Origin of the sequence: Pseudonocardia yuanmonensis (assembly GCF_039542425.1) — a bacterium.
Taxonomy (GTDB): Bacteria; Actinomycetota; Actinomycetes; order Mycobacteriales; family Pseudonocardiaceae; genus Pseudonocardia; species Pseudonocardia yuanmonensis.
This window is the reverse complement of sequence record NZ_BAABIC010000041.1, coordinates 1-21,971: the sequence shown is the minus strand read 5'-3', so window position 1 is coordinate 21,971 and position 21,971 is coordinate 1. Positions and strand designations below refer to the sequence as shown.

Here is a 21,971-nt window from a genome sequence, read left to right as displayed (position 1 = left end):
AGGCGATCATCTCCGCCACCGCCTGGGGCGGCGAGATCATGCTGCGGCCCGACGAGCTGGGCAAGGTCCAGCCCGGCTACCTCGCCGACCTCCTGCTGGTCGACGGCGACCCGCTCGCCGACATCACGATCCTGCAGGACCACACGAAGCTGAACTACATCATGAAGGACGGCCGGTTCCACAAGGAGGCGAGCGAGGACGGGGCCGCCACCCCGCCGCTGCCCGGCAACGTCGACCGCAACCGGGCCCCCGCCGGGGTCTGAGCGGCCGCAGCCTTCCCGATGGGCGAGCTCGCGACCTCCTGAGCCCGCCGCTCCCACAGACCCACCGCCCGGCGTCGTCACGGCGCCGGGCGGTGGTGCGCACGACGCCACGAGGACGACATGCCGCTGCTGATCTGCCGCACCTGCCCCCGCTACGACCCGGCCGACTCCGGCCGGTTCAGCCGCGCCCTCACCGAGGCGCTGCGGACCGACCCCGCCGCCGCGGCGGTCCCGGTGCGCTACGTGCAGTGCCTGGGCGGCTGCCCCGACGACGGGGTGGCCGCCGTCGACGGGCCCGGCAAGGCCCGGGTCCGGTTCACCGGCCTCGACGCCGGGCACGCCGGGCCGCTGGTCGAGGCCGCGCAGGCGCACACCGGGTGCGGTACCGGCGCGCCGGGCGACTGGGACGTGCCCGCCGAGCTCCGCGACCGGGTCAGCTCGGTGACCCCGAAGCGCCCGGGGCCGGCCGTTCGTCCCTGGTAGCGGCGCCGCCGGTCAGCTCCGGTCGTCCGGGGGTTCACGCCGCGGCGGGACGTCCGGCGGCTCGTCGGGCTCGGGTGCGTGCGGCTCGGGCGGGGTGAACAGGGAGTGCCCGCGGTCCTGCGGCGGCACGGAGGGGCCGTCGGACGTCCCGCCCCGCGGGCCGGGGCCGGGCTGACGGGGCACGACGGGCCCGTCGCCGCCGCGCGCCCCCTCCGGGGACCCGTGCCGCAGCCGGGCCGGCGCACCCACCGCGGACGACCCGGGACGACGGCGGCGGCCCAGGCCCGGCAGCGTCGGGGTGCCTCCGGAGGGCCGGGCGTGCCGGGGGACGCCGGGGATCGGCGTCGGCGGCGCCTGCGCGGCGCGCACGGGATCGACGGGCTCGTCGCGGCGCTCCGCGGCGGCGCGGGCCAGCGCCGCCTCCCGCCGGGCCGGCCGGGCCACGAGCAGCCAGGTCAGCAGGGCACCGAGCAGGAACGCGACGAGGCAGAGCACCCACATCTGCGCGAACAGCGCGCCCACCCCGTCACCTCCCTCGTCGGACGAGCTCGGCCCTCTCCGGCCCCACCCCGTGAATCGCATCCGCCGCGTGATCCGCTACCCCGGCAGCCCTACCCCAGCAGCACCTCCACCCGGCGGCTGGCCTCCGGCGTGTCGAGCGGGCTCGCGTCGCCCACGCCGTCGACCCGGATCCGCTGTGGCTCGACCCCGGCGGCGACGAGTGCGACGGCGACCGCGTCGGCCCGCTCCCTGGACAGCCGCAGCGCCCGCTCCGCCGGCCCGGGCAGGTCCGCAGTGTGCCCGACGAGCCGCACCGGTACCTCGGGCATCGTCGCGAGCATGCCACCGAGCCGGAGCACCGTGTCGGCGGTCGCCGGCCGCAGCTGCGCGCTCTCGCCGTCGAACAGCAGCGGGGCCTCGGCGAGGAGCCGGTCCACCCCCGTCCGGTCCGCGGTGACGCCCGGCGGTGTCGCCGTGGCGGCCGTCGGCACGGCCGCGGACGACGCGGGCGCCCGAACGGGCGCGCCGGCCGCGGGCCTCGTGTCGTCGGGCGGGGTGACCCACAGCAGCCCGATCGCGGCGAGTGCCGCCGGCACCACGACCGCGGCCGCGACCCACAGCACTCCACGCGCCCTGCGCGACCGGCCGACTCCCGGGGTCGTCCCCACCGTTCCCCTTCCGCCGACCGGAAGACGACCGTCGCCCATGGGCATCACGACCGGGTCTCGCCGTCGTCACGAGAGCGTGCCGGGTCCCGGCCACGGCGGGAGAGCCGTTTCACCCTCGAACATTCAGCGCTCGGATGTTCTGATGGACCGGTGAGCGTCGGGGTAGCCGCACCGGAACTGGACCGCCGGGGGGTCGGCCTCGGCGTCGCCGCCCACGTCGCCTGGGGGCTCTTCCCGGCGTTCTGGCCGCTGCTCGACCCCGCGGGGCCCGTCGAGGTCCTGGCGCACCGGATCGTCTGGACGATGGTGCTGATGGCGGGCGTCCTGACCCTGCTGCGGGGCTGGGGCGCGCTGCGGGCGCTGCCGGCCCGCGGCTGGCTGATCGTCGCGGCCGCCGCCGCGGTGATCACCGTCAACTGGGGCGTGTTCATCTACGGCGTCTCGATCGAGCGCGTCGTCGACATCGCCCTCGGTTACTACATGAGTCCGCTGGTCAGCGTGCTGCTCGGCGTCGTGGTGCTCCGCGAGCGGCCGAACCGCGCGCAGGTGGCGGCGCTGGGCATCGCTGCGCTCGCGGTCGTGGTGATCAGCGTGGGCAGCGGCAGCCCGCCGTGGCTCGGGCTGGCGCTGGCGGTGTCGTTCGGGGTGTACGGGCTGCTCAAGAAGAAGGTCGCGTTGCCCGCGACGGCGAGCCTCACCGGCGAGGGGCTCGTGGTCGGCCCGATCGCGCTCGCGTTCGTGATCTCCCTGCAGGTCACCGGGCAGGGCACGTTCACCTCGCTCGGCGGCTTCCACGTGGCGATGATGGTGCTCGCCGGCCCGGTCACCGCCCTCCCGCTGCTGCTCTACGGCGCCGCGGCCCGGCTGATCCCGCTCACCACGCTCGGCACGCTGATGTACCTGACGCCCACGATGCAGTTCCTCTGGGGCGTGCTGGTCAACGGCGAGGACATGCCCGTCTCCCGCTGGATCGGGTTCGGCCTGGTGTGGATCGCCTCGGGGTCTTCACCGTCGACCTGGTCCGCGCCACCCGTGCCCGTCCCGACCGCGAGCTCCAGCCCGTCCCGGAGCCCTAGAGCCGCTGACCCCGACTCGCCGAAGCCCACAGCGCGACTCGCCGAAGCCCACAGCGCGACTCGCGGGATGGGGTCAGGCGATGCGGTCGATGGTGTAGCCCGTGAGGGTCCCGAGGGCCTCGGTGGCGGGGCAGGCGGGGAGCTTGCCCAGCTCCGCCCGCGCCTCCTGGGCGTAGCCGGCGAGGGTGTCCTTGGCCCGCGGGATGCCCGGGCCGGAGCGCAGCAGCTCCAGGGCCTCCTCGACCTCCGCGTCGGACTCGATCGGGGCGGCCAGCAGGTCCCGCAGTCGGGAGGGGCAGGCCGGGTCCTGCAGGGCGTAGAGCATCGGCAGCGTGTGCACGCCCTCGCGCAGGTCCGTGCCCGGCGTCTTCCCCGAGTCGAGCGAGGGCGAGGCGATGTCGATGATGTCGTCCGAGATCTGGAAGGCCGTGCCGATCGTGGCGCCGAAGCGGTGCAGCGACTCGATCTGCTCGGCGGTGCAGCCGGAGAACATGCCGCCGTACCGGCCCGCCGTGGCGATCAGCGAGCCGGTCTTCTCGGCGATGACCTGCAGGTAGTGCTGCACGGGGTCGTCCGACGGCGCGGGCCCGCGGGTCTCCCGCATCTGCCCGGTGACCAGCTCGGCGAAGGTCTCGGCGATGATCCGCACCGCGTCCGGGCCGAGGTCGGCCACGAGCCGCGACGCGTGCGCGAACAGGAAGTCCCCGGTCAGGATCGCGACCGTGTTGTCCCAGCGGTGGTTGGCGCTCTCGGCCCCGCGGCGCATCGTCGCCGAGTCCATGACGTCGTCGTGGTAGAGCGTGGCCAGGTGCACCAGCTCGACGACGGCGGCCGCCCGCACGACGTCGTCCCCGTTCGGCGAGGGTCCGACCTGCGCGCTGAGCAGGGTGAACAGCGGCCGGAACCGCTTGCCCCCCGCGTCGATCAGGTGCAGGGACGTCTCGCTGACGAAGTGGTAGTCGCTGTGCACCTCACGGTGCAGCAGCTCCTCCACCCGCTCGAGCCCGCGCGCCGTCGCGGCGGCCAGGTCCGGGTCGGCGAGCTCCACACCCGCCACGCTCTGCGTCTCCACACGCACCAGCCTACGAGGCCTTCCGACGGTCAGCCTGTGAGCCCGCCCGCGCCGGCCCACCCGAGCACGAGCGTCGGGACGACACCCAGCAGCAGCGTCACCACGACACCCAGGGTGATCGCGACCGTGGTGAACGCACCCGGCACGGTGACCGTGGGCCCGTCCTCCGGCGTCTCGCTGAAGTACATCAGCACGATCACCCGCAGGTAGAAGAACGCGGCCACGGCCGAGGCGACCAGCGCGATCACGACCAGCGGCGCCATCCCGTCCCCGAGCGCCGCCGAGAACACCGCGAACTTGGCGGTGAACCCGCTGGTGAGCGGGATGCCGGCGAGTCCGAGCAGCAGGAAGGTCATCACACCGGCGAGGATCGGCGAGCGCTTGGCCAGCCCCGCCCACTGGGACAGGTGGGTGGCCTCGCCGTCGGCGTTGCGCACCAGCGAGATCACCCCGAACACGGCCAGCGTCGTGAAGCCGTAGGCCAGCAGGTAGAACAGCGTCGAGGACACGCCCTCCGGCGTGATCGCCATGGCCCCGATCAGCAGGAACCCGGCGTGCGCCACGGAGGAGTACGCGATCATCCGCTTGAGGTCGGTCTGGGTGAGGCCGAGCACCGCGCCGATGGCCATGGAGGCGATCGCGACCGCCCACATCACCCCGCGCCACTCCCAGTGCGTGCTCCCGAAGGCCACGTGCAGCACGCGCAGGATCGCCCCGAACGCCGCGACCTTGGTGCAGGCCGCCATGAACGCCGTGATCGGGGTCGGTGCGCCCTGGTAGACGTCCGGCGTCCAGGTGTGGAACGGGCCGACCGAGCCCTTGAACAGCAGCCCGACGATCAGTAGCGCCAGCCCGCCGAACAGCAGCGCGTCGGACTTCGGGGTTCCCACCGCGGCCGTCGCGATGGCCGTCAGCTTCACCGAGCCCGCGTAGCCGTAGAGCAGGGCGAGCCCGTAGAGGAAGAACGCCGACGCGAAGGCCCCGAGCAGGAAGTACTTGACCGCGGCCTCCTGCGACAGCAGCCGCCGGCGCCGGGCCAGCCCGCACACCAGGTACAGCGGCAGCGACAGCACCTCGAGCGCCACGAACATCGTGAGCAGGTCGTTCGCCGCGACGAAGGCCATCATCCCGCCGAGCGCGAACAGGGTGAACGGGAAGACCTCGGTCTGCATCGTCGGCGCCTCGCCCGGCGCCCCGTAGGACCGGTCGACGTGCTCCGGGTCGACGCCGGTGGGACCGGTCGTGGTGCCCGGCGCGGCCGCGACGGACGCCCGCTCCACCGCCGAGGCGACGAACGCCCCGCCCGGCTCCACCGAGCGGTCCGCGATGAGCAGGATCGAGCCGAACCCGAGCACCAGCAGGGTGCCCCACAGGAACAGCGTCGGGACGTCGACGGCCAGCGTCGAGGCCAGGGTGACGACGCCCGCCTCGGGCGCGGCCCCGGCGTACACCCCGAGGGAGACCCCCGCGACCGCGACGACCAGCACGGACAGCGCGACCTGCGCGGGCCAGCGCTGGTGGCGCGGCAGGAACGCCTCGAACAGGACCGAGACGCACGCGCCGCCGAGGACGACGAGCAGCGGCGCGATCGCCGCGTAGTCGATGGGCGGCGCCGTCAGCGGGGCCACCTGGGCGAGCGCGATCACCGGACACCTCCCACGAGACCGCCGGCCGGCACCGGGTCGGGCAGGCCCACCTCGGTCATCGTCGCCTGCACGGACGGGTTGATCACGTCGAGCACGGGGCCGGGGAAGAACCCGAGCACCACGATCACGAACACGAGCGGGGCCAGCACGCCGAGCTCACGCTTCGTGAGGTCGGGGAACCCGCTCCCGCGCCGGGCGGCGACGGACGGGTCGATCATCGCCCCCGGCCCGCCGGCGCCCCCGGCCTCCAGCGCCCGGATCACGGCGTTGCCGCGGACCGGGCCCTGCATCGTCTGCTGGTAGAACCACAGGATGTAGAGCGCGGCGAAGATGATGCCGACGGTTGCGATGACGGTCGCCACCGGTTCCCGCGGGAAGGACCCGACCAGCACCAGGAACTCGCTGACGAACGAGTTGGTGCCGGGCAGGGCCAGCGAGGACATCCCCGCCAGCAGCAGGCACCCGGCGAGCACCGGGGCGAGCTTCGAGACGCCGCCGTAGTCGCCGATCAGCCGGGACCCGCCGCGGGCCACCAGCAGGCCGACCATCACGAACAGCATGCCGGTGGAGAGGCCGTGGTTGACCATGTAGAGCGTCGCGCCGGCGAAGGCCTGGCTGGAGAAGGCGAACGTGCCGAGCGCGATGAAGCCGAAGTGCGCGATGGACGTGTACGCCACGAACCGGCTCATGTCCTTCTGGCCCACGGCGAGCAGCGCGCCGTAGATGATGCCGATCACCGCGAGCACCAGCACCAGCGGCGCCAGGGCCTGGCTGGCCTGCGGGAACAGCGGCAGGCAGTAGCGCAGGAAGCCGAAGGTGCCCACCTTGTCGAGCACGCCGACGAGCAGGACCGCGGCCACGATGGGGGCCTCGGCACCGGCGTCGGGCAGCCAGGTGTGGAAGGGCACCAGCGGCGCCTTGATCGCGAACGCCACGAAGAAGCCCAGGAACAGCCAGATCTGGGTCGAGGTCGGGGTGCTCTGCGCGATCGACTGCAGGTCGCTCCAGGTGAACGTGCCGGCGCCGAGCTGGTCGGCGCTCGTCACGTACAGCCCGATCAGCGAGGCCAGCATGATCAGCCCGCCGAGCAGCGAGTACAGGAAGAACTTGACCGACGCGTACTGCCGGTTCGGCCCGCCGAAGCGCCCGATGAGGAAGTACATCGGGATCAGCATCGCCTCGAAGAAGACGTAGAACAGGAAGACGTCCGTGGCGGTGAAGACGCCCATCAGCGTGGCCTCGGTGGCCAGCAGCAGGGCGAAGTACCCCGACGCCGTGCGACCCTCGGGCAGCTTCTCGGCCCAGGCGAAGAGCATCAGGCCGGGCACGAGGAAGGCCGTCAGCGCGATCATGACGAGCGCGATGCCGTCGATGCCGAAGGCCAGGTGCGTGCCGAAGGCCGGGATCCACGGCACCGAGAACACGTACTGGAAGCGCTCGCCGGAGCTCGCGGCGTCCGTGGAGTAGCCCACCCACGTCACGACGACGAGGACGAACTCCAGCAGCGCCGTCGCCATCGCCACGCCCTTGGCGGCCGGGACGTTGCGGCGCAACGGGTACATCAGCAGCGCGCCGAGGACCGGCAGCAGGAGCAGGACCAGCAGCATCACGTTGCCGCCCGTGTCGGGAGCGGTGCTCATCATCCGAACCTCACCGCCAGCAGGGCCGCGACGACGAGCACGCTGCCGCCCAGCATCGAGAGCGCATAGGAGCGCACGAACCCGGTCTGCAGCCGTCTCAACCGGGCCGACCCGCCCCCGAGGCCGGCGGCCAGGCCGTTGACCAGCCCGTCGACCCCGCGGTTGTCGAGGAAGACCAGCGCGCGGGTGAGCCAGATGCCCGGCCGCTCGATGACCGTCTCGTTGACGGCGTTGGCGTAGAGGTCGCGGCGCGCGGCGCGGACCGGCAGGGAGACCGGCTCGGGCCGCACGACCGGCGTCGGGCGGCGCCCGACCACGAGGTAGGCCACCAGCACGCCGAGCGCCGAGAAGGCCAGCACCAGCCACGGGACCACCGCGTGCGGGAGCACCCCGTGCGTGGACTCCTCCAGCTCGCCGAGCGAGGGCGCGAGCCACTGGTTCAGCCCGACCGCGCTGAGCACGAAGCCGGCGAACACCGAGCCGATCGCCAGCAGAATCATCGGCCCGGTCATCACGGCCGGCGACTCGTGCGGGTGGTACGCCTCGCCGTCCGGCGCGGTGAGGTTCCGCCAGCGCTCCTCGCCGAAGAACGTCATGATCATCAGGCGGGTCATGTAGAAGGCGGTGAGCCCGGCGGCCAGGGTCGCTGCGCCCCCGTACACCCAGCCCTGCCAGCCCTCCTGGCCGAACGCGGCCTCGATGATCGCGTCCTTCGAGAAGTAGCCGGACAGGAACGGGAAGCCGATCAGCGCGAGGTAGCCGAGGCCGAAGGTCACGAAGGTGATCGGCATCCGCCGGCCGAGGCCGCCGAAGTGGCGCATGTTCACGTCGTCGTTCATGGCGTGCATGACCGACCCGGCCCCGAGGAACAGCCCGGCCTTGAAGAAGCCGTGCGTGAGCAGGTGGAAGATGCCGAGCGCGTAGCCGGCCGGGCCGAGCCCGACCGCCAGGATCATGTAACCGATCTGGCTCACCGTGGAGTAGGCGAGCACCTTCTTGATGTCGTCGTAGGCGCAGCCGATGATCGCCCCGATCAGCAGCGTGACCACCCCGATCAGCGCGACGACCACGCGTCCGGTCGCGCTGAGGTCGTAGATCGGGTTCGTGCGGGCGATGAGGTAGACGCCCGCGGTGACCATGGTGGCCGCGTGGATGAGCGCGGAGACCGGGGTCGGGCCCTCCATCGCGTCCGGGAGCCAGGCCTGCAGCGGGAACTGGCCGGACTTGCCGCAGGCGCCGAGCAGCAGCAGGAGCGTGATCGCGAGGATCGTCCCGCCGCCGAGCTCGCCGATCCGGGCGAAGACCTCGGCGTACTGCAGCGTCCCGAGCTCCAGCCACAGCAGGAAGATCGCGATGGCCAGCCCGACGTCGCCGACCCGGTTCATCAGGAAGGCCTTCTTCGCGGCCGTCGCCGCCGACGGGCGGTCCTGGTAGAAGCCGATGAGCAGGTACGACGCCAGGCCGACGCCCTCCCACCCGAGGTAGAGCAGCACGAAGTTGTTGCCGAGGACCAGCACGAGCATGGCCGCGACGAACAGGTTGAGCTGCGCGAAGAAGCGCCGGCGGCTGGAGTCCGACGACGGCTCGGCGTGCGCGTCCTCGTCGGCGCCGTGACCCGCGGCGTGCGGTGCCATGTAGCCGACCGAGTAGATGTGGATCAGCGACCCGACGCCGGTGATCAGCAGCACGAAGGTCAGCGACAGCGGGTCGATCCGCAGGCCGAAGTCCACGTCCAGCGTGCCGGAGGCGATCCACGAGTACAGCGACACCTCGGTGGTGCGCTGCTCGGGGGCGACGCCGAGGGTCTGGACGAAGATCACCACGCCCAGCGCGAACGACGCGAGCACGGAGCCGACGCCGAGCCAGTGGCCCCACGCGTTCGCGCGCTTCCCGGCCAGGAACAGCACCACGGCGCTCAGGGCGGGGATCGCGAAGAGCAACCAGGCCGCCGACGCGGCGCCGCCCGCCGGCAGCACCTCAGGGGGAGCGGTCATCGATGAGGCTCCTAGTCAGTACTTCAGCAGGTTCGCGTCGTCCACGGAGGACGAACGACGGGTACGGAAGATCGACATGATGATGGCCAGCCCGACCACCACCTCGGCCGCGGCGACCACCATGACGAAGAACGCCATGACCTGGCCGTCGAGCTGGCCGTTGATGCGGGCGAAGGTCACCAGCGACAGGTTCACCGCGTTGAGCATCAGCTCGATGCACATGAACACGACGATCGCGTTGCGGCGCACCAGCACCCCGATCGCGCCCACGGTGAAAAGCAGCCCGGAGAGCAGCAGGTAGTTGGTGGGGCTCATGCGCGCTCCTCCTCGCCGCCCGTGGCGCCGCCGGTGGCACCACCCGTGCTGCCCGGCTGGCTCCCCGCGGCCTCGAGGGCGCCGCGCCGCCCGTCGGTGAGGGCGTGCGCGTCGGCCGGCGGCCGCGGGTGCTCGTCGACCTCGTGGCCCTCGATGATCTCGGAGAGCGACTCGCGGGCAATCGAGCCATCCGGCAGCAGTGCCGGCACCGCCACCGAGTTGGCCGTGGCGTAGACGCCGGGGCCGGGCAGGGGCGAGACGCGGGCGTGCTCGCCGCGCAGCCGGGCGACGACGGTGGCCCGCTGGCCGAGCTTGGCCTTCGGCTTCTTCTGTGCGAAGGCCAGCACGATCGCGCCCAGCGCGGCGGTGATCAGCAGCGCCGAGGTGAGCTCGAAGGGCAGCAGGTAGTCCGTGAAGATCAGCCGCCCGATGCCCGGCAGGTTGCCGTTGGACGCCGCCACGCCGAGCCCGGCGGACGGGATCGCGAACGCCGTCCGGCCGACGCCCGCGACCAGCAGCAGCGCGAAGGCGAGGCCGAGCAGCACGGCCGCGACCCGCTGGCCGCGCAGCACCTCGACCACCGAGTCCGAGCTGTCCCGGCCCACCAGCATGAGCACGAACAGGAACAGCATCATGACCGCGCCCGTGTACACGATGATCTGCACGAACCCGAGGAAGGGCGCCTGCTGCATCAGGTAGAACACCGCCAGCGAGAGCATGGTCAGCACCAGGAACAGCGCCGAGTGCACCGCGTTGCGGGCGAGGACCATCGCGATCGCCGCGGCCAGCGCGATCGGCCCGAGGATCCAGAAGACGACCGCCTCGCCCACCCCGGCCTCGCCGGCGGTGGAGGCGGCCTGCGCGAGGACGCTCATCGAACCTGCTCCCCCACCGGCTCGCCCGGCACGTCCTCACCGGCGGCGGACCGCCGTGCCAGGACCGGGCCCTGCACGTAGTAGTCCTGCTCGTCCGTCCCGAGGCGCATCGGGTGCGGCGGCTGCTCCATCCCCGGCAGCAGCGGCGCGAGCAGCTGCTCCTTGGTGTAGATCAGGTCCTGCCGGTTGTCGTCCGCGAGCTCGTAGAAGTTCGTCATCGTGAGCGAGCGCGTGGGGCACGCCTCGATGCACAGCCCGCAGCCGATGCAGCGCAGGTAGTTGATCTGGTAGATCGCGCCGTAGCGCTCCCCCGGGGAGTAGCGCGCCTCCTCAGTGTTGTCCCCGCCCTCGACGTAGATGGCGTCGGCCGGGCAGGCCCAGGCGCACAGCTCGCAGCCCACGCACTTCTCCAGCCCGTCCGGGTGCCGGTTGAGCTGGTGCCGGCCGTGGTAGCGCGGCGCGGCGGGCGGGAAGTCCTCGGGGTACTCCTCCGTGACGACCTTCTTGAACATCGTCGAGAAGGTGACGCCGAAGCCCTTGAAGAACTCGAACATCGTCTACTCCTCCTCCGTCCCGGAGAGCGCACCGGCGGGCTCCCGCCGCTCGACGGGCGCGCGGCGCCGCTTCGCCGCGGCGGGAACCTTCAGGTCCAGCGGCGGCACCGGGTAGTCCGACGCGACCTCGACCTCCTGCTCCGGGGTCCGCCGGTCGGGCAGCAGGAAGGCCACCGCGAGGATCGCCAGCACCACGATGCCGATGGTGATCAGCAGCGCCGCGGTGGACTCCCCGCCGGTGGTGTTCCGGTAGGCGCGGATCGCGAAGACCACCAGGATCCAGCCGAGGCTGACCGGGACCAGCACCTTCCAGCCCAGCCGCATGAACTGGTCGTAGCGGAACCGGGGCAGCGTGCCGCGCAGCCAGATGAAGACGAACAGGAAGATCAGCGTCTTGACCAGGAACGCGACGAACATCAGCCAGCCGTTGTCGTTGAACGACGACAGCGGCCACGGCCAGCGCCCGCCGCCCAGGAACAGCGTGGTCGCCATGGCGGAGACGGTGACCATGTTGACGTACTCGGCCAGGAAGAAGAGCGCGAACTTCAGGCTCGTGTACTCGGTGTGGAAGCCGCCGACCAGCTCGGACTCGGCCTCCGGCAGGTCGAACGGCGCGCGGTTGGTCTCGCCGACCATGGCGATCACGAAGACCACGAAGCTCGGGACGAGCAGGTAGAAGTACCAGCCCGAGCCCTGCGCCTCGACGATGTCCGCGGTGGACATCGAGCGCGCGTAGAGCACGACCGCGACCACCGACAGGCCGAGCGCGATCTCGTAGGAGATCACCTGCGCGGCCGAGCGCAGCGCGCCGAGCAGCGAGTACGGCGAGCCGGAGGCCCAGCCGCCGAGCACGATGCCGTACACGCCGACCGCCGAGCAGGCCAGCACGACCAGCACGCCGACCGGCAGGTCGACCAGCTGCAGCACCGTGCGCTCGCCGAAGATCGAGACCTCGCCGCCGAAGGGGATGACCGACAGAGCGAGGAAGGCCGGGATCGTCGAGATCACCGGGGCGATGAAGTAGACCTTCTTGTCGGCGAGGACCGGCATGATGTCCTCTTTGAAGGCCAGCTTGAGGCCGTCGGCCAGCGACTGCAGCCAGCCGTTGGGGCCCACCCGGTTCGGCCCCGGACGCTGCTGCATCCGGGCCACGACCTTGCGCTCCCAGTTGATCATGAACAGGGTCAGCACCACGCCGACCGCGAACAGCACGACGACCTTGAGGACCACCAGCCAGAGCGGGTCGTCCGCCAGCAGCTGCTGGGTGCGGGTCATGCCGTCGACGGGATCGATCGCGGGGTTCACCGCGCACCTCCGAGAGCACCGGCCGGGGCGACCCGGACCAGTGCGCCGTGCCCGACGCCGAGGGTGCTGCGCACCGCCGAGCCGGGCGAGTTCGCCGGGAGCCAGACCACGCCGTCCGGCAGGTCGGCCAGCTCCACCTGCAGGGTGATCGCGCCGCGGTCGGTGGCGACCCCGGCCGCCTCGCCCTCGACGAGCCCGAGCCGCTCGGCGGTGGCGGCGTTGGTGCGCACCCGCGGCGGGCGGGCGGTCCCGGCCAGCGCCGGCTCGTCGACCAGGAGCGAGCCCTCGTCGATCAGCTGCCGCCACGTGGCCAGCACGGCCTGCCCGACCTGCGCCGGGCGCGGGGTGGGCGCGGGATCGGCGGTCGGCGCGGCGGCGGAGCCGGAGTGGCGGCCGAGCCGCTCGAGATCGCCCGCCGCGGCCGCGGGCGTCTGCGTGAACAGGTCCGCGTCCATCTCCACGGCCAGGGTGTCGAGCACCCGGCAGTCCGGCAGCACGCCGCTCGCGTCGAGCGTCACCCCGAACGGCCGGCGGCGGCCCTCCCAGTTGAGGTAGCTGCCTTCGCGCTGGGCATCGGGCGCCACCGGGAGCACGACGTCGGCGCGCTCGGTGACCGCCGAGGCGTGCAGCTCCAGGCTGACCAGGAAGCCGACCTTCTCCAGGGCCACCAGCGCCGCGGCCGGGTCGGCCAGGTCGTGCGGGTCCACCCCGCCGACGACCAGCGCGGACAGCTCGCCGGCCGCGGCCGCGGCCACGATCTCGTCCGTGCTGCGGCCCGGGGCGGCGGGCAGCGAGCCCTCCGGGAGCCCCCAGGCCCGCTCGACCTCGGCGCGGGCGGCCGTGTCGGTGACGGGGCGGCCACCGGGCAGCAGGGTCGGGACGGCCCCGGCCTCCAACGCGCCCCGGTCGCCGGCCCGGCGCGGGATCCAGGCGATCTTCGCGCCGGTCCGCGTGGCGAGCGCCGCGACCGCCGAGTGCAGGCCGGGCACCTCGGCGGCGCGGTCGCCGACGAGGATCACCGCGCCCGGCGCGGACAGGGCGTCGACCAGCTCCTTGCCAGCGTCGTCCGTGGCGGTCATGAGCTCGCGCAGCACCGCGGCCTCGGCGCCCGGCACGGACCGGACGAGCGTGGCCCTGGTCTTGCGGGCCCCCGCGGTGGTCCACTGGCCGAGCTGGAAGACCTTCTGCCCCCGCTTGCGGACGGCCTTGCGGATGCGGAGGAAGACGATTCCCGCCTCCTCCTCGAGGTCCAGCCCGACCGTGAGGACGCTCGGAGCCGCCTCGACCGCGGCGAAGCTGACGCCGGTCTCGGGGGTGGTGCCCAGCGTGGTGGCGAGGAACTCCAGCTCCTCGGCGCTGTGCGGGCGGGCCCGGAAGTCGACGTCGTGGGTGCCGGCCGCGACGCGGGCGAACTTGGCGTAGGCGTAGGCGTCCTCGACGGTCAGCCGGCCGCCGGCCAGCACGCCGATGCCCCGCCGCGACCGCGCCGCGAGCAGGCCCTCGGCGGCGATCCGCAGCGCCTCGGTCCAGGAGGCCTCGACCAGCTGGCCCGACGCGTCCCGCACCAGCGGGCGGGTGATCCGCTCCTTGGACTGCAGGTACCGGAAGGCGAACCGGCCCTTGTCGCAGTTCCACTCCTCGTTGACCTCGGGGTCGTTGCCTGCGAGCCGGCGCATGACCGTGCCGCGCCGCGAGTCGTTGCGCTGCGCGCAGCCGGAGCTGCAGTGCTCGCAGACGCTCGGGGTGGAGCGCAGGTCGAACGGGCGGGAGCGGAACCGGTAGGCCGCGCTCGTGAGGGCGCCGACCGGGCAGATCTGGATGGTGTTGCCGGAGAAGTAGCTCTGGAAGGGCTTGTCCTCGGCGGTGCCGATCTGCTGGTTCGCGCCGCGCTCGAGCAGGTCGATGAACGGGTCGCCCGCGATCTGCTCGGAGAAGCGGGTGCAGCGCTGGCAGAGCACGCAGCGCTCGCGGTCGAGCAGCACCTGGGTGCTGATCGGCAGCGGCTTGGGGAAGGTCCGCTTCGTCTCGACGAACCGGGAGTCCGTCCGGCCGCTGGACATCGCCTGGTTCTGCAGCGGGCACTCGCCGCCCTTGTCGCAGATCGGGCAGTCCAGCGGGTGGTTGATGAGCAGCAGCTCCATCACGCCCTGCTGGGCCTTGTCGGCCACCGGCGAGGTGTGCTGGGTCTTCACCACCATCCCGTCGGCCACCGTCATGGTGCAGCTGGCCTGCGGCTTCGGCATCGGCCGGCCGCCCATCTCCACCTCGACCAGGCACTGCCGGCAGGCGCCGGCCGGGTCGAGCAGCGGGTGGTCGCAGAACCGCGGGACGATGATCCCCAGCCGCTCGCAGGTGCGGATGAGGATCTCGCCCTTGGGCGCGTCGACCTCGATGCCGTCGATGGTCAGCCGCACGTGCCCCGCGGGGACGGGGGCCTTCTCGTTCTCGGGAGCGAGTGTCATTCTCCGCCTCCGCGGGAAGAAGTACGTCGGCGGGCGGTCATGCGTGAGCTCCGCTCAGCTCGGTGTCGTCCGCCCGCTCCACGTCCGCCAGCTGCTCCGGGCGCGCGACCGCGGGCTGCTCGGCGATGAGGTCCAGGAACTCCTGGCGGAAGTACTTGATCGCGCTGGTGATCGGGCTCGTGGCCCCGTCGCCCAGCGCGCAGAAGGAGCGGCCGAGGATGTTGTCGCAGACGTCGAGCATCGTCTCCACGTCCTGCTCGGTGCCCTCGCCGTGCACCATCCGTTCCAGGATCTGCACCAGCCAGTAGGTGCCCTCCCGGCACGGCGTGCACTTGCCGCAGCTCTCGTGCTTGTAGAACTCGGTCCACTTCATGACCGCCCACGGCACGGACACGGTCTCGTTGAAGACCTGCACCGCCGTGGTCCCGAGCATGGAGCCGGCGCCGGCCGCGCCCTCGAAGTCCAGGGGGACGTCGAGGTGCTCGGCGGTGAACATCGGGGTGGAGCTGCCGCCGGGGGTCCAGAACTTGAGCGGGATCCCGTCCTTCATCCCGCCCGCCAGCTCCAGCAGCGTGCGCAGCGTGATGCCCATCGGGGCCTCGTACTGCCCGGGCCGCTCGACGTGCCCCGACACCGAGTAGATCTTCGGGCCCGGCGACTTGTCCGAGCCCATGGTGCGGAACCAGTCCGAGCCGCCGGCGACGATGAACGGCACCGAGGCGATGGTCTCGACGTTGTTGACCACGGTGGGCGACGCGTACAGCCCGGCCGTGGCCGGGAAGGGCGGCTTGAGCCGGGGCTGGCCGCGGCGGCCCTCGAGCGAGTCGAGCAGCGCCGTCTCCTCGCCGCAGATGTACGCGCCCGCGCCGGCGTGCACCACGATGTCCAGGTCGAACCCGGAGCCGAGGATGTCCTTGCCCAGGTAGCCCTTCGCGTACGCCTCGGCCACCGCGGCGCGGACCCGGCGGATCGGGTGCAGCGCCTCGCCGCGCACGTAGATCGCGCAGTAGTTCGCGCGGATCGCGTAGCTGGTGATGACGCAGCCCTCGATGAGCGAGTGCGGGTCCGCCATCATCGTCGGGATGTCCTTGCAGGTCCCCGGCTCGCCCTCGTCCGCGTTGACCACCAGGTACTTCGGCTTGGCGCCCGGGCCCTCGGCGCCCTGCGGGATGAAGGACCACTTCATGCCCGTGGGGAAGCCGGCGCCGCCGCGGCCGCGCAGGCCCGAGTCCTTCACCAGCGTGATCAGCTGGTCCGGGTGGGCCTCCAGCGCGGTGCGCAGCGCCCGGTAGCCGCCGGTCCGCTCGTAGGTCTCCAGCGTCCAGGAGCGCTCCTCGGACCACCGGCGGGTGAGGACCGGGGTCAGCGTGTCCGGCTGGATCGGTTCGCTCATCTCACTTCTCCGGGAGAGGCGGCAGGGCGGGGGGCTCGTCGGGCAGCGCCGGCGCGGCCCAGCCGTGGTCGGCGGCGAGCGTGGTGCCGCGCAACGACTCCGGCGCGGCCGACGGACCGGCGACGGCCGCCGCGGCGACCGTCTCGTCGTCCGTGAAGCCGGCCAGCTCCAGCTCGACGGTGCGCAGGTCCGTCAACGGCGCCCCGCGGGTCGGCGGCGGCTTCTCGCCGCGGCGCAGCGCCTCGACGAGCGCGACGGCCGACTCAGGGGTCTGGTTGTCGTAGTACTCGTAGTTGACCTGCAGCACCGGGGCGAAGTCGCAGGCCGCCAGGCACTCGGCGTGCTCCAGCGTGATCGAGCCGGGGGTGCCGGGCTCGCCGACCGTCTCCTCGTGGCCGAGGGGGCGGTCCGCGGTGCCGAGCGCCTCGGACAGGCTGCGGTAGATCGCGTCCCCGCCGAGCGCCGCGCACAGCGTGTTCGTGCACACGCTCACCAGGTGCTCGCCGCACGGCGTGCGCTTGTACATCGTGTAGAAGGTGGCGACCGCGCTGACCTCGGCGGTCGTCAGCTCCAGCTGCTCGGCGCAGAATCGGATGCCGTCCTGGCTGACGTACCCCTCCACCGCCTGCACGAGGTGCAGCAGCGGCAGCAGCGCCGACCGCGCCACCGGGTAACGGGCGACGATCTCCTTCGCCCGCTGCCGGGTGAGCTCGTCGAAGACCGGCGAGACGGGGTGCTGGTCGGGCTGCGCCTGCCAGGTCCGCTCGGCCGGGGCGCCCGGGCCGGGCAGCCTCTCGGGTGTTCCCTCGGGCAGTGTCATCGCGCCACTCCGCTGCGCTCCGTGGACGGTGCCGTCCAGCGCCCTCTCGGTCGACGTGTCATCAGCGGTCCACACCTCCCATGACGGGGTCGATGCTCGCGACGGCCGCGATGACGTCGGCGACCATGCCGCCCTCGCTCATCGCCGGCATGGTCTGCAGGTTCACGAAGCTGGGGTCCCGGACGTGGACGCGCACCGGCCTCGTCCCGCCGTCGGACACGAGGTGGTAGCCCAGCTCGCCGCGCGGCGACTCGACGGTCGAGTACACCTGCCCCGGTGGGACGTGGAAGCCCTCGGTGACCAGCTTGAAGTGGTGGATCAGGGACTCCATGGACTGGCCCATGATCTTGCGGACGTGCTCGAGCGAGTTGCCCATGCCGTCGCTGCCGAGGGACAGCTGGGCGGGCCACGCGATCTTGCGGTCCTCCACCATCACCGGGCCCGGCTCGATCTTCGCGACGGCCTGCTCGATGATCTTCAGCGACTCGTGGATCTCGGCCACCCGCAGTCGATAGCGGGCGTAGCAGTCCGCCTCCGTGGCCGTCGGGACCTCGAAGTCGAACTCCTCGTAGCAGGAGTAGGGCTCGATCTTGCGCTGGTCCCAGGGCAGACCCGCGCTGCGCAGGATCGGGCCGGTGGCGCCGAGCGCCAGGCAGCCGTCGACCGGCAGGTACCCGACGCCCTCGAGCCGCTGCCTCCAGATCGGCTGGCCGGTGAGCAGCTTGTCGTAGTCCGGAAGGCGCGACTTCATCACCCTGACGAAGTCGGTGACCTTCTCCTTCCAGTCCTCCGGGAGGTCCTGGGCGAGCCCGCCGGGCCGGATGAACGCATGGTTCATCCGCAGGCCGGTCAGGTACTCGAGCAGGTGCAGGACCTCCTCGCGCTCGCGGAAGCCCGCGGTCATGCCGGTCAGCGCGCCGAGCTCCATGCCGCCGGTCGCCAGGCACACCAGGTGCGAGCCGATCCGGTTGATCTCCATCAGCAGCACGCGGATCAGCTGCGCCCGGCGCGGTGCCTCGACCTCGAGCAGCTTCTCGACGCCGAGGCAGTAGGCGGCCTCGTTGAACAGCGGCGCGAGGTAGTCCATGCGCGTCACGAAGGTGACGCCCTGGGTCCAGTTCCGGTACTCGCAGTTCTTCTCGATGCCGGTGTGCAGGTAGCCGATCACCGACCGGGCCTGCGTGACGGTCTCGCCCTCGAGCTCCAGCACGAGCCGGAGCACGCCGTGGGTCGACGGGTGCTGCGGGCCCATGTTGATGACGATGCGGTCGTCGTGCTCGTCGGTGGACACGCTGTCCAGCAACGAGTCCCAGTCGCCGCCGGTGACCGTGTAGACGGTGCCCTCGGTGGTCTCGCGTTCCGGGGCATAGGGGTCGCCGGTGAAGTCGGTGCTCACGAGTAGGCCCTCCGCTCGTCGGGCGGGGGGATCTCCGCGCCCTTGTACTCCACGGGGATCCCGCCCAGCGGGTAGTCCTTGCGCTGCGGGTGGCCCTGCCAGTCGTCCGGCATGAGGATCCGGGTCAGCGCGGGGTGGCCGTCGAAGACGACGCCGAACATGTCCCAGGTCTCGCGCTCGTGCCAGTCCGCCGTCGGGTAGACCTCGACGACGCTGGGCAGGTGCGGGTCGGCGACGTCGAGCGCGACCTCGAGCCGGATGCGCCGGCGGTAGGTCATCGACAGCAGGTGGTAGACGACGTGCAGCGGCTGGCGGACCGGGGGCGTGCCCGTGCCGTCCGGCGCGCTGTAGTCCACCCCGGACACGCTCGAGCAGAGCTCGAAGCGCAGCGCCGGGTCGTCCCGCAGCGTGCGGCACAGCTCGAGGATCCGCTCGCGCTCCACGTAGAACGTGATCTCGCCGCGGTCGATCGTGATCTGCCGGACCGCCGAGCGGGCGATCCCGCGCCGGTCGAGGGCCTCGGCGAGCTCGTCGGCCAGCTCGTCGAACCACCCGCCGTAGGGCCGCTCGGCCGGGGCCGGGGCGTAGCCGGGCAGCGTGAGCCCGCCGAAGCCGGAGGTGTCGCCGGTGCCGCGGACACCGAACATGCCCCGGCGCTCGCGGGTCGGGGCGAGCCGGGTGCCGCCCTCCGGGGAGGTGTCGGCCGAGCGGTCCGCGCTCTGCTCGACCTCGCCCTCGCGCGGCGGCTCACCGCCGCGCGCCCGCTGCTCGGCGAGCGCGGCCCCGCTCTCCTCGGCGGAGGACTGCTTGCCGCCGGTGGGCTCCTGGTCGTCCTTGGACGTTCCCGTGGGTTCCGTCATCGGGTCACTTCTTCTTCGCGTACTTGACGGACGACGGGACCAGCTCGGTCCTGTGCCCGCTGGCGGCCAGCTCCGCGGCCCGCTTGCTGCCCAGCGGCTCGTCCATGATCTTCGCGTGGATCTTGAGGATCGCGTCCATGAGCATCTCCGGCCGCGGGGGGCAGCCGGGGAGGTACATGTCGACCGGCACGACGTGGTCGACGCCCTGCACGATCGCGTAGTTGTTGAACATCCCGCCCGAGCTGGCGCAGACCCCCATCGCCAGCACCCACCGCGGTTCGGGCATCTGGTCGTAGATCTGCCGCAGGACCGGCGCCATCTTGTTGCTCACCCGGCCGGCCACGATCATCAGGTCGGCCTGCCGCGGCGAGGCCCGGAAGACCTCCATGCCGAACCGGGCCAGGTCGTAGCGCGGCGCACCGGTGGTCATCATCTCGATCGCGCAGCAGGCCAGACCGAACGTGGCGGGCCAGAGTGACGACTTGCGCGTCCAGTTGACCAGCTTCTCCACGCTGGTCAGCAGGACGCCGCTGGGCAGGTGCTCCTCGAGTCCCATTCCGGTTCCCCTAGTTCCAGTCGAGGCCGCCGCGGCGCCACACGTACGCGTACGCGAAGCCCACGGTGACGATGAACAGGACGATCTCCACCAGGCCGAACAGGCCGAGCGCGTCCGCGTTCACCGCGAACGGGTAGAGGAAGACCATCTCGATGTCGAAGAGGATGAACAGCATCGCCGTGAGGTAGTAGGCGACCGGCATCCGGCCGGCGCCCACCACGGGCTTCGGCGAGGGCTCGATCCCGCACTCGTAGGAGTCCAGCTTGGCGCGGTTGTACCGGCGCGGACCGACGTACGGGGCGGCCGTCACCGAGAACAGCGCGAACGCTCCCGCGAGGACGAACATCAGGAACAACGCGAGATAGGGATCGAGCATCGTGCACCTTCGTTGTCTGCACTGCCGACTGGTCTGACGGGTGGCGCTGCGTGACCGGCCGGTCCGCGGCGTGACCCTACGTGTGCGGGGTCACGCCGGGCCGGTCAGGCCCGCCTTACCGGGGCGGCGGCGGCCCCGTCCCCCGCGATCTCAGAGGGCCGGGGTGAGCCTGGTCAGCGCGCCGAGGACGCGGTCGCTCCACTCCCCCTCCTTCCGGTCGGTCGCCGTGGTGTCGTCGTAGAGGTTCGCGAGCAGCCTCAGCAGCGCCTGCATCACCGAGCGGCGCGGCAGGCCGTGCCGGGTGGCCACCCGCATGACGGTCGGGTCGCCGATCAGCCGGGCGGCGACGGTGCCGAGCCGGTAGTAGCGACCCAGCGCCCGGCTGATCTCCCGCGGGTACGCCGCCAGCGCGGCCTCCCGCGAGTCGCCGGAGCGGGCGAGGGCCTGCACCGCGCACCGGGCGGCGACCGTGGCCGACTCCATCGCGTAGGCGATGCCCTCGCCGTTGAGCGGGTTGACCATTCCCCCGGCGTCGCCGACGAGCAGCAGGCCGGGCCGGTGGTGCGGGGTCCGGTTGAAGCCCATCGGCAGGGCGGCGCCGCCGATGTCGCCGACGGCGTTCTCCTCCCGGTAGCCCCACTCCTCGGGCAGGCCGTCCAGCCAGGACCGCAGCAGCGCCCGGTAGTCCCAGGACCCGCCCTTGCGGTCGGTGGACAGGACGCCGAGCCCGACGTTCGACGTGCCGTCGCCCATCCCGAAGATCCAGCCGTAGCCGGGCAGCAGCCGCGGGTGCTCCGGGTCGGAGCGGTCCCGGATCTCCAGGTGCGTCTCGAGGTGGTCGTCGTACGTGCGGGGGCTCGCGTAGTAGCGCCGCACGGCGACCCCCAGCGGCCGGCGGTCGTCCTTGGCGATGCCGAGCGAGAGCGCGACCCGCGCCGAGACGCCGTCGCACGCCAGGGTCAGCGGCGCGCGGAAGGACACCGGCCGCTTCTCCGGCCCCTCGTGCCCCTCGACGCCGACGACCCGGCCGGTCCGCTCGACGACGAGCGCCCCGGTGATCGTGGTGGCCTCCCGCAGCCGCGCACCCTGCTTCTCCGCGTGCCGGACCAGCAGCTCGTCGAAGTCCTGACGGGGGCGGACGGCGCCGAAGTCCGGGAAGCTCGCGAGCGTCGGCCAGGGCAGGTCCATGCTCACGCCGCCGGCGACCACCCGCAGACCGCGGTTGTGCAGCCAGCCGTTGTCCTCGGAACAGTCGATGCCGAGGTCGATGATCTGCTTCATGCCGCGCGGGGTGAAGCCGTCCCCGCACACCTTGGGGCGCGGGAAGGTCGCCTTCTCCAGCAGCAGGACGTCCAGCCCGGCGCGGGCCAGGTGGGTCGCCGCCGTCGAGCCGGCCGGGCCGGCGCCGACGACGATCACGTCCGCATCGGCCGTCCGGGCGGTTCCGGCCGAAGGCGCGGTTCCGGCCGAGGGGGCGGGTGCGGCTGTGGGGGCAGGCGCGGCGGTGGGGCCGGGTGGCGAGGTGTCGGCCGCCCGGGGTGTGCCGGCCGCCCGGGGTGTGCCGGCCGCCCGGGGTGTGTCGGCCGCCCGGGGTGTGTCGGCCGCCCGGGATGTGTCGGCCCCCCGGGATGTGTCGGCCCCCCGGGATGTGTCGGCCCCCCGGGATGTGTCGGCCCCCCGGGATGTGTCGGCCCCCCGGGATGTGTCGGCCCCCCG

20 protein-coding genes and 1 pseudogene are annotated in these 21,971 nt (G+C 72.6%); 3 read left to right on the top strand and 18 right to left on the bottom strand.

The window, feature by feature from the left end; all coding sequences use genetic code 11:
• A partial coding sequence (locus tag ABD990_RS33490; protein WP_345384829.1) for an amidohydrolase family protein occupies positions 1-263 on the top strand: 263 nt, incomplete at its 5' end.
• Between the two features lie 120 nt (positions 264-383).
• Positions 384-746, top strand: coding sequence for a DUF1636 family protein (locus tag ABD990_RS33485; RefSeq protein ID WP_345384828.1), 363 nt, complete (start codon positions 384-386; stop codon positions 744-746).
• A gap of 12 nt (positions 747-758) precedes the next feature.
• Here the strand turns inward: ABD990_RS33485 and ABD990_RS33480 are convergent, their stop codons facing one another.
• Positions 759-1,268: a hypothetical protein gene (locus tag ABD990_RS33480; RefSeq protein ID WP_345384827.1), complete on the bottom strand. Its 510-nt coding sequence runs from the start codon at positions 1,266-1,268 to the stop codon at positions 759-761.
• Positions 1,269-1,357: 89 nt separating this feature from the next.
• The gene (locus ABD990_RS33475; protein WP_345384826.1) at positions 1,358-1,870 is read right to left on the bottom strand and encodes an OmpA family protein; all 513 of its coding nucleotides are present in this window, start codon (positions 1,868-1,870) and stop codon (positions 1,358-1,360) included.
• A gap of 195 nt (positions 1,871-2,065) precedes the next feature.
• On the opposite strand from ABD990_RS33475, the pseudogene rarD reads away from it, so the two are divergent.
• A pseudogene (rarD, locus tag ABD990_RS33470) lies at positions 2,066-2,791 on the top strand (EamA family transporter RarD); the annotation flags it as partial.
• 273 nt (positions 2,792-3,064) lie between these two features.
• On the opposite strand, the gene ABD990_RS33465 reads toward rarD, so the two are convergent.
• The 16 genes from ABD990_RS33465 to ABD990_RS33390 all read right to left on the bottom strand — a co-directional run bounded on the left by ABD990_RS33465 (position 3,065) and on the right by ABD990_RS33390 (position 21,674).
• Positions 3,065-4,063, bottom strand: a complete 999-nt coding sequence (locus ABD990_RS33465; RefSeq protein ID WP_345384825.1) for a polyprenyl synthetase family protein — start codon at positions 4,061-4,063, stop codon at positions 3,065-3,067.
• Positions 4,064-4,092: 29 nt separating this feature from the next.
• The gene (nuoN, locus tag ABD990_RS33460) at positions 4,093-5,709 is read right to left on the bottom strand and encodes an NADH-quinone oxidoreductase subunit NuoN (RefSeq protein WP_345384824.1); all 1,617 of its coding nucleotides are present in this window, start codon (positions 5,707-5,709) and stop codon (positions 4,093-4,095) included.
• Positions 5,706-7,349 carry an NADH-quinone oxidoreductase subunit M gene (locus ABD990_RS33455; protein ID WP_345384823.1) on the bottom strand — a complete coding sequence of 548 codons (1,644 nt, stop codon included), beginning with the start codon at positions 7,347-7,349 and terminating at the stop codon, positions 5,706-5,708. The genes nuoN and ABD990_RS33455 overlap by 4 nt, the downstream gene beginning before the upstream one ends.
• Complete coding sequence (gene nuoL / locus ABD990_RS33450; RefSeq protein WP_345384822.1) at positions 7,349-9,343, bottom strand: NADH-quinone oxidoreductase subunit L; 1,995 nt, start codon at positions 9,341-9,343, stop codon at positions 7,349-7,351. Before nuoL ends, ABD990_RS33455 begins: the two co-directional genes overlap by 1 nt.
• Before the next feature lie 15 nt (positions 9,344-9,358).
• Positions 9,359-9,658, bottom strand: coding sequence for an NADH-quinone oxidoreductase subunit NuoK (nuoK, locus tag ABD990_RS33445; RefSeq protein ID WP_037053106.1), 300 nt, complete (start codon positions 9,656-9,658; stop codon positions 9,359-9,361).
• A complete protein-coding gene (locus ABD990_RS33440) occupies positions 9,655-10,533 on the bottom strand; it encodes an NADH-quinone oxidoreductase subunit J (protein WP_345384821.1) in 879 nt (292 codons plus the stop codon). Before ABD990_RS33440 ends, nuoK begins: the two co-directional genes overlap by 4 nt.
• Positions 10,530-11,087: an NADH-quinone oxidoreductase subunit NuoI gene (gene nuoI, locus ABD990_RS33435; protein ID WP_345384820.1), complete on the bottom strand. Its 558-nt coding sequence runs from the start codon at positions 11,085-11,087 to the stop codon at positions 10,530-10,532. Before nuoI ends, ABD990_RS33440 begins: the two co-directional genes overlap by 4 nt.
• A 3-nt stretch (positions 11,088-11,090) precedes the next feature.
• On the bottom strand, positions 11,091-12,362 hold the full coding sequence (nuoH, locus tag ABD990_RS33430; RefSeq protein ID WP_345384830.1) for an NADH-quinone oxidoreductase subunit NuoH: 1,272 nt from the start codon (positions 12,360-12,362) through the stop codon (positions 11,091-11,093).
• A gap of 26 nt (positions 12,363-12,388) precedes the next feature.
• On the bottom strand, positions 12,389-14,854 hold the full coding sequence (locus ABD990_RS33425) for an NADH-quinone oxidoreductase subunit G (protein WP_345384819.1): 2,466 nt from the start codon (positions 14,852-14,854) through the stop codon (positions 12,389-12,391).
• 37 nt (positions 14,855-14,891) lie between these two features.
• Positions 14,892-16,247: an NADH-quinone oxidoreductase subunit NuoF gene (gene nuoF, locus ABD990_RS33420; protein ID WP_345384817.1), complete on the bottom strand. Its 1,356-nt coding sequence runs from the start codon at positions 16,245-16,247 to the stop codon at positions 14,892-14,894.
• Between the two features lies 1 nt (position 16,248).
• A complete protein-coding gene (nuoE, locus tag ABD990_RS33415; RefSeq protein ID WP_345384816.1) occupies positions 16,249-17,067 on the bottom strand; it encodes an NADH-quinone oxidoreductase subunit NuoE in 819 nt (272 codons plus the stop codon).
• Positions 17,068-17,128: 61 nt separating this feature from the next.
• Positions 17,129-18,463, bottom strand: coding sequence for an NADH-quinone oxidoreductase subunit D (locus ABD990_RS33410; protein ID WP_345384815.1), 1,335 nt, complete (start codon positions 18,461-18,463; stop codon positions 17,129-17,131).
• Positions 18,460-19,323, bottom strand: a complete 864-nt coding sequence (locus ABD990_RS33405; RefSeq protein WP_345384814.1) for an NADH-quinone oxidoreductase subunit C — start codon at positions 19,321-19,323, stop codon at positions 18,460-18,462. Before ABD990_RS33405 ends, ABD990_RS33410 begins: the two co-directional genes overlap by 4 nt.
• 4 nt (positions 19,324-19,327) lie before the next feature.
• Positions 19,328-19,879, bottom strand: a complete 552-nt coding sequence (locus ABD990_RS33400; RefSeq protein WP_345384813.1) for a NuoB/complex I 20 kDa subunit family protein — start codon at positions 19,877-19,879, stop codon at positions 19,328-19,330.
• 10 nt (positions 19,880-19,889) lie between these two features.
• Positions 19,890-20,255, bottom strand: a complete 366-nt coding sequence (locus ABD990_RS33395; RefSeq protein WP_037053122.1) for an NADH-quinone oxidoreductase subunit A — start codon at positions 20,253-20,255, stop codon at positions 19,890-19,892.
• Between the two features lie 150 nt (positions 20,256-20,405).
• Positions 20,406-21,674 carry a geranylgeranyl reductase family protein gene (locus ABD990_RS33390; RefSeq protein WP_345384812.1) on the bottom strand — a complete coding sequence of 423 codons (1,269 nt, stop codon included), beginning with the start codon at positions 21,672-21,674 and terminating at the stop codon, positions 20,406-20,408.
• Positions 21,675-21,971: the final 297 nt, after the last annotated feature.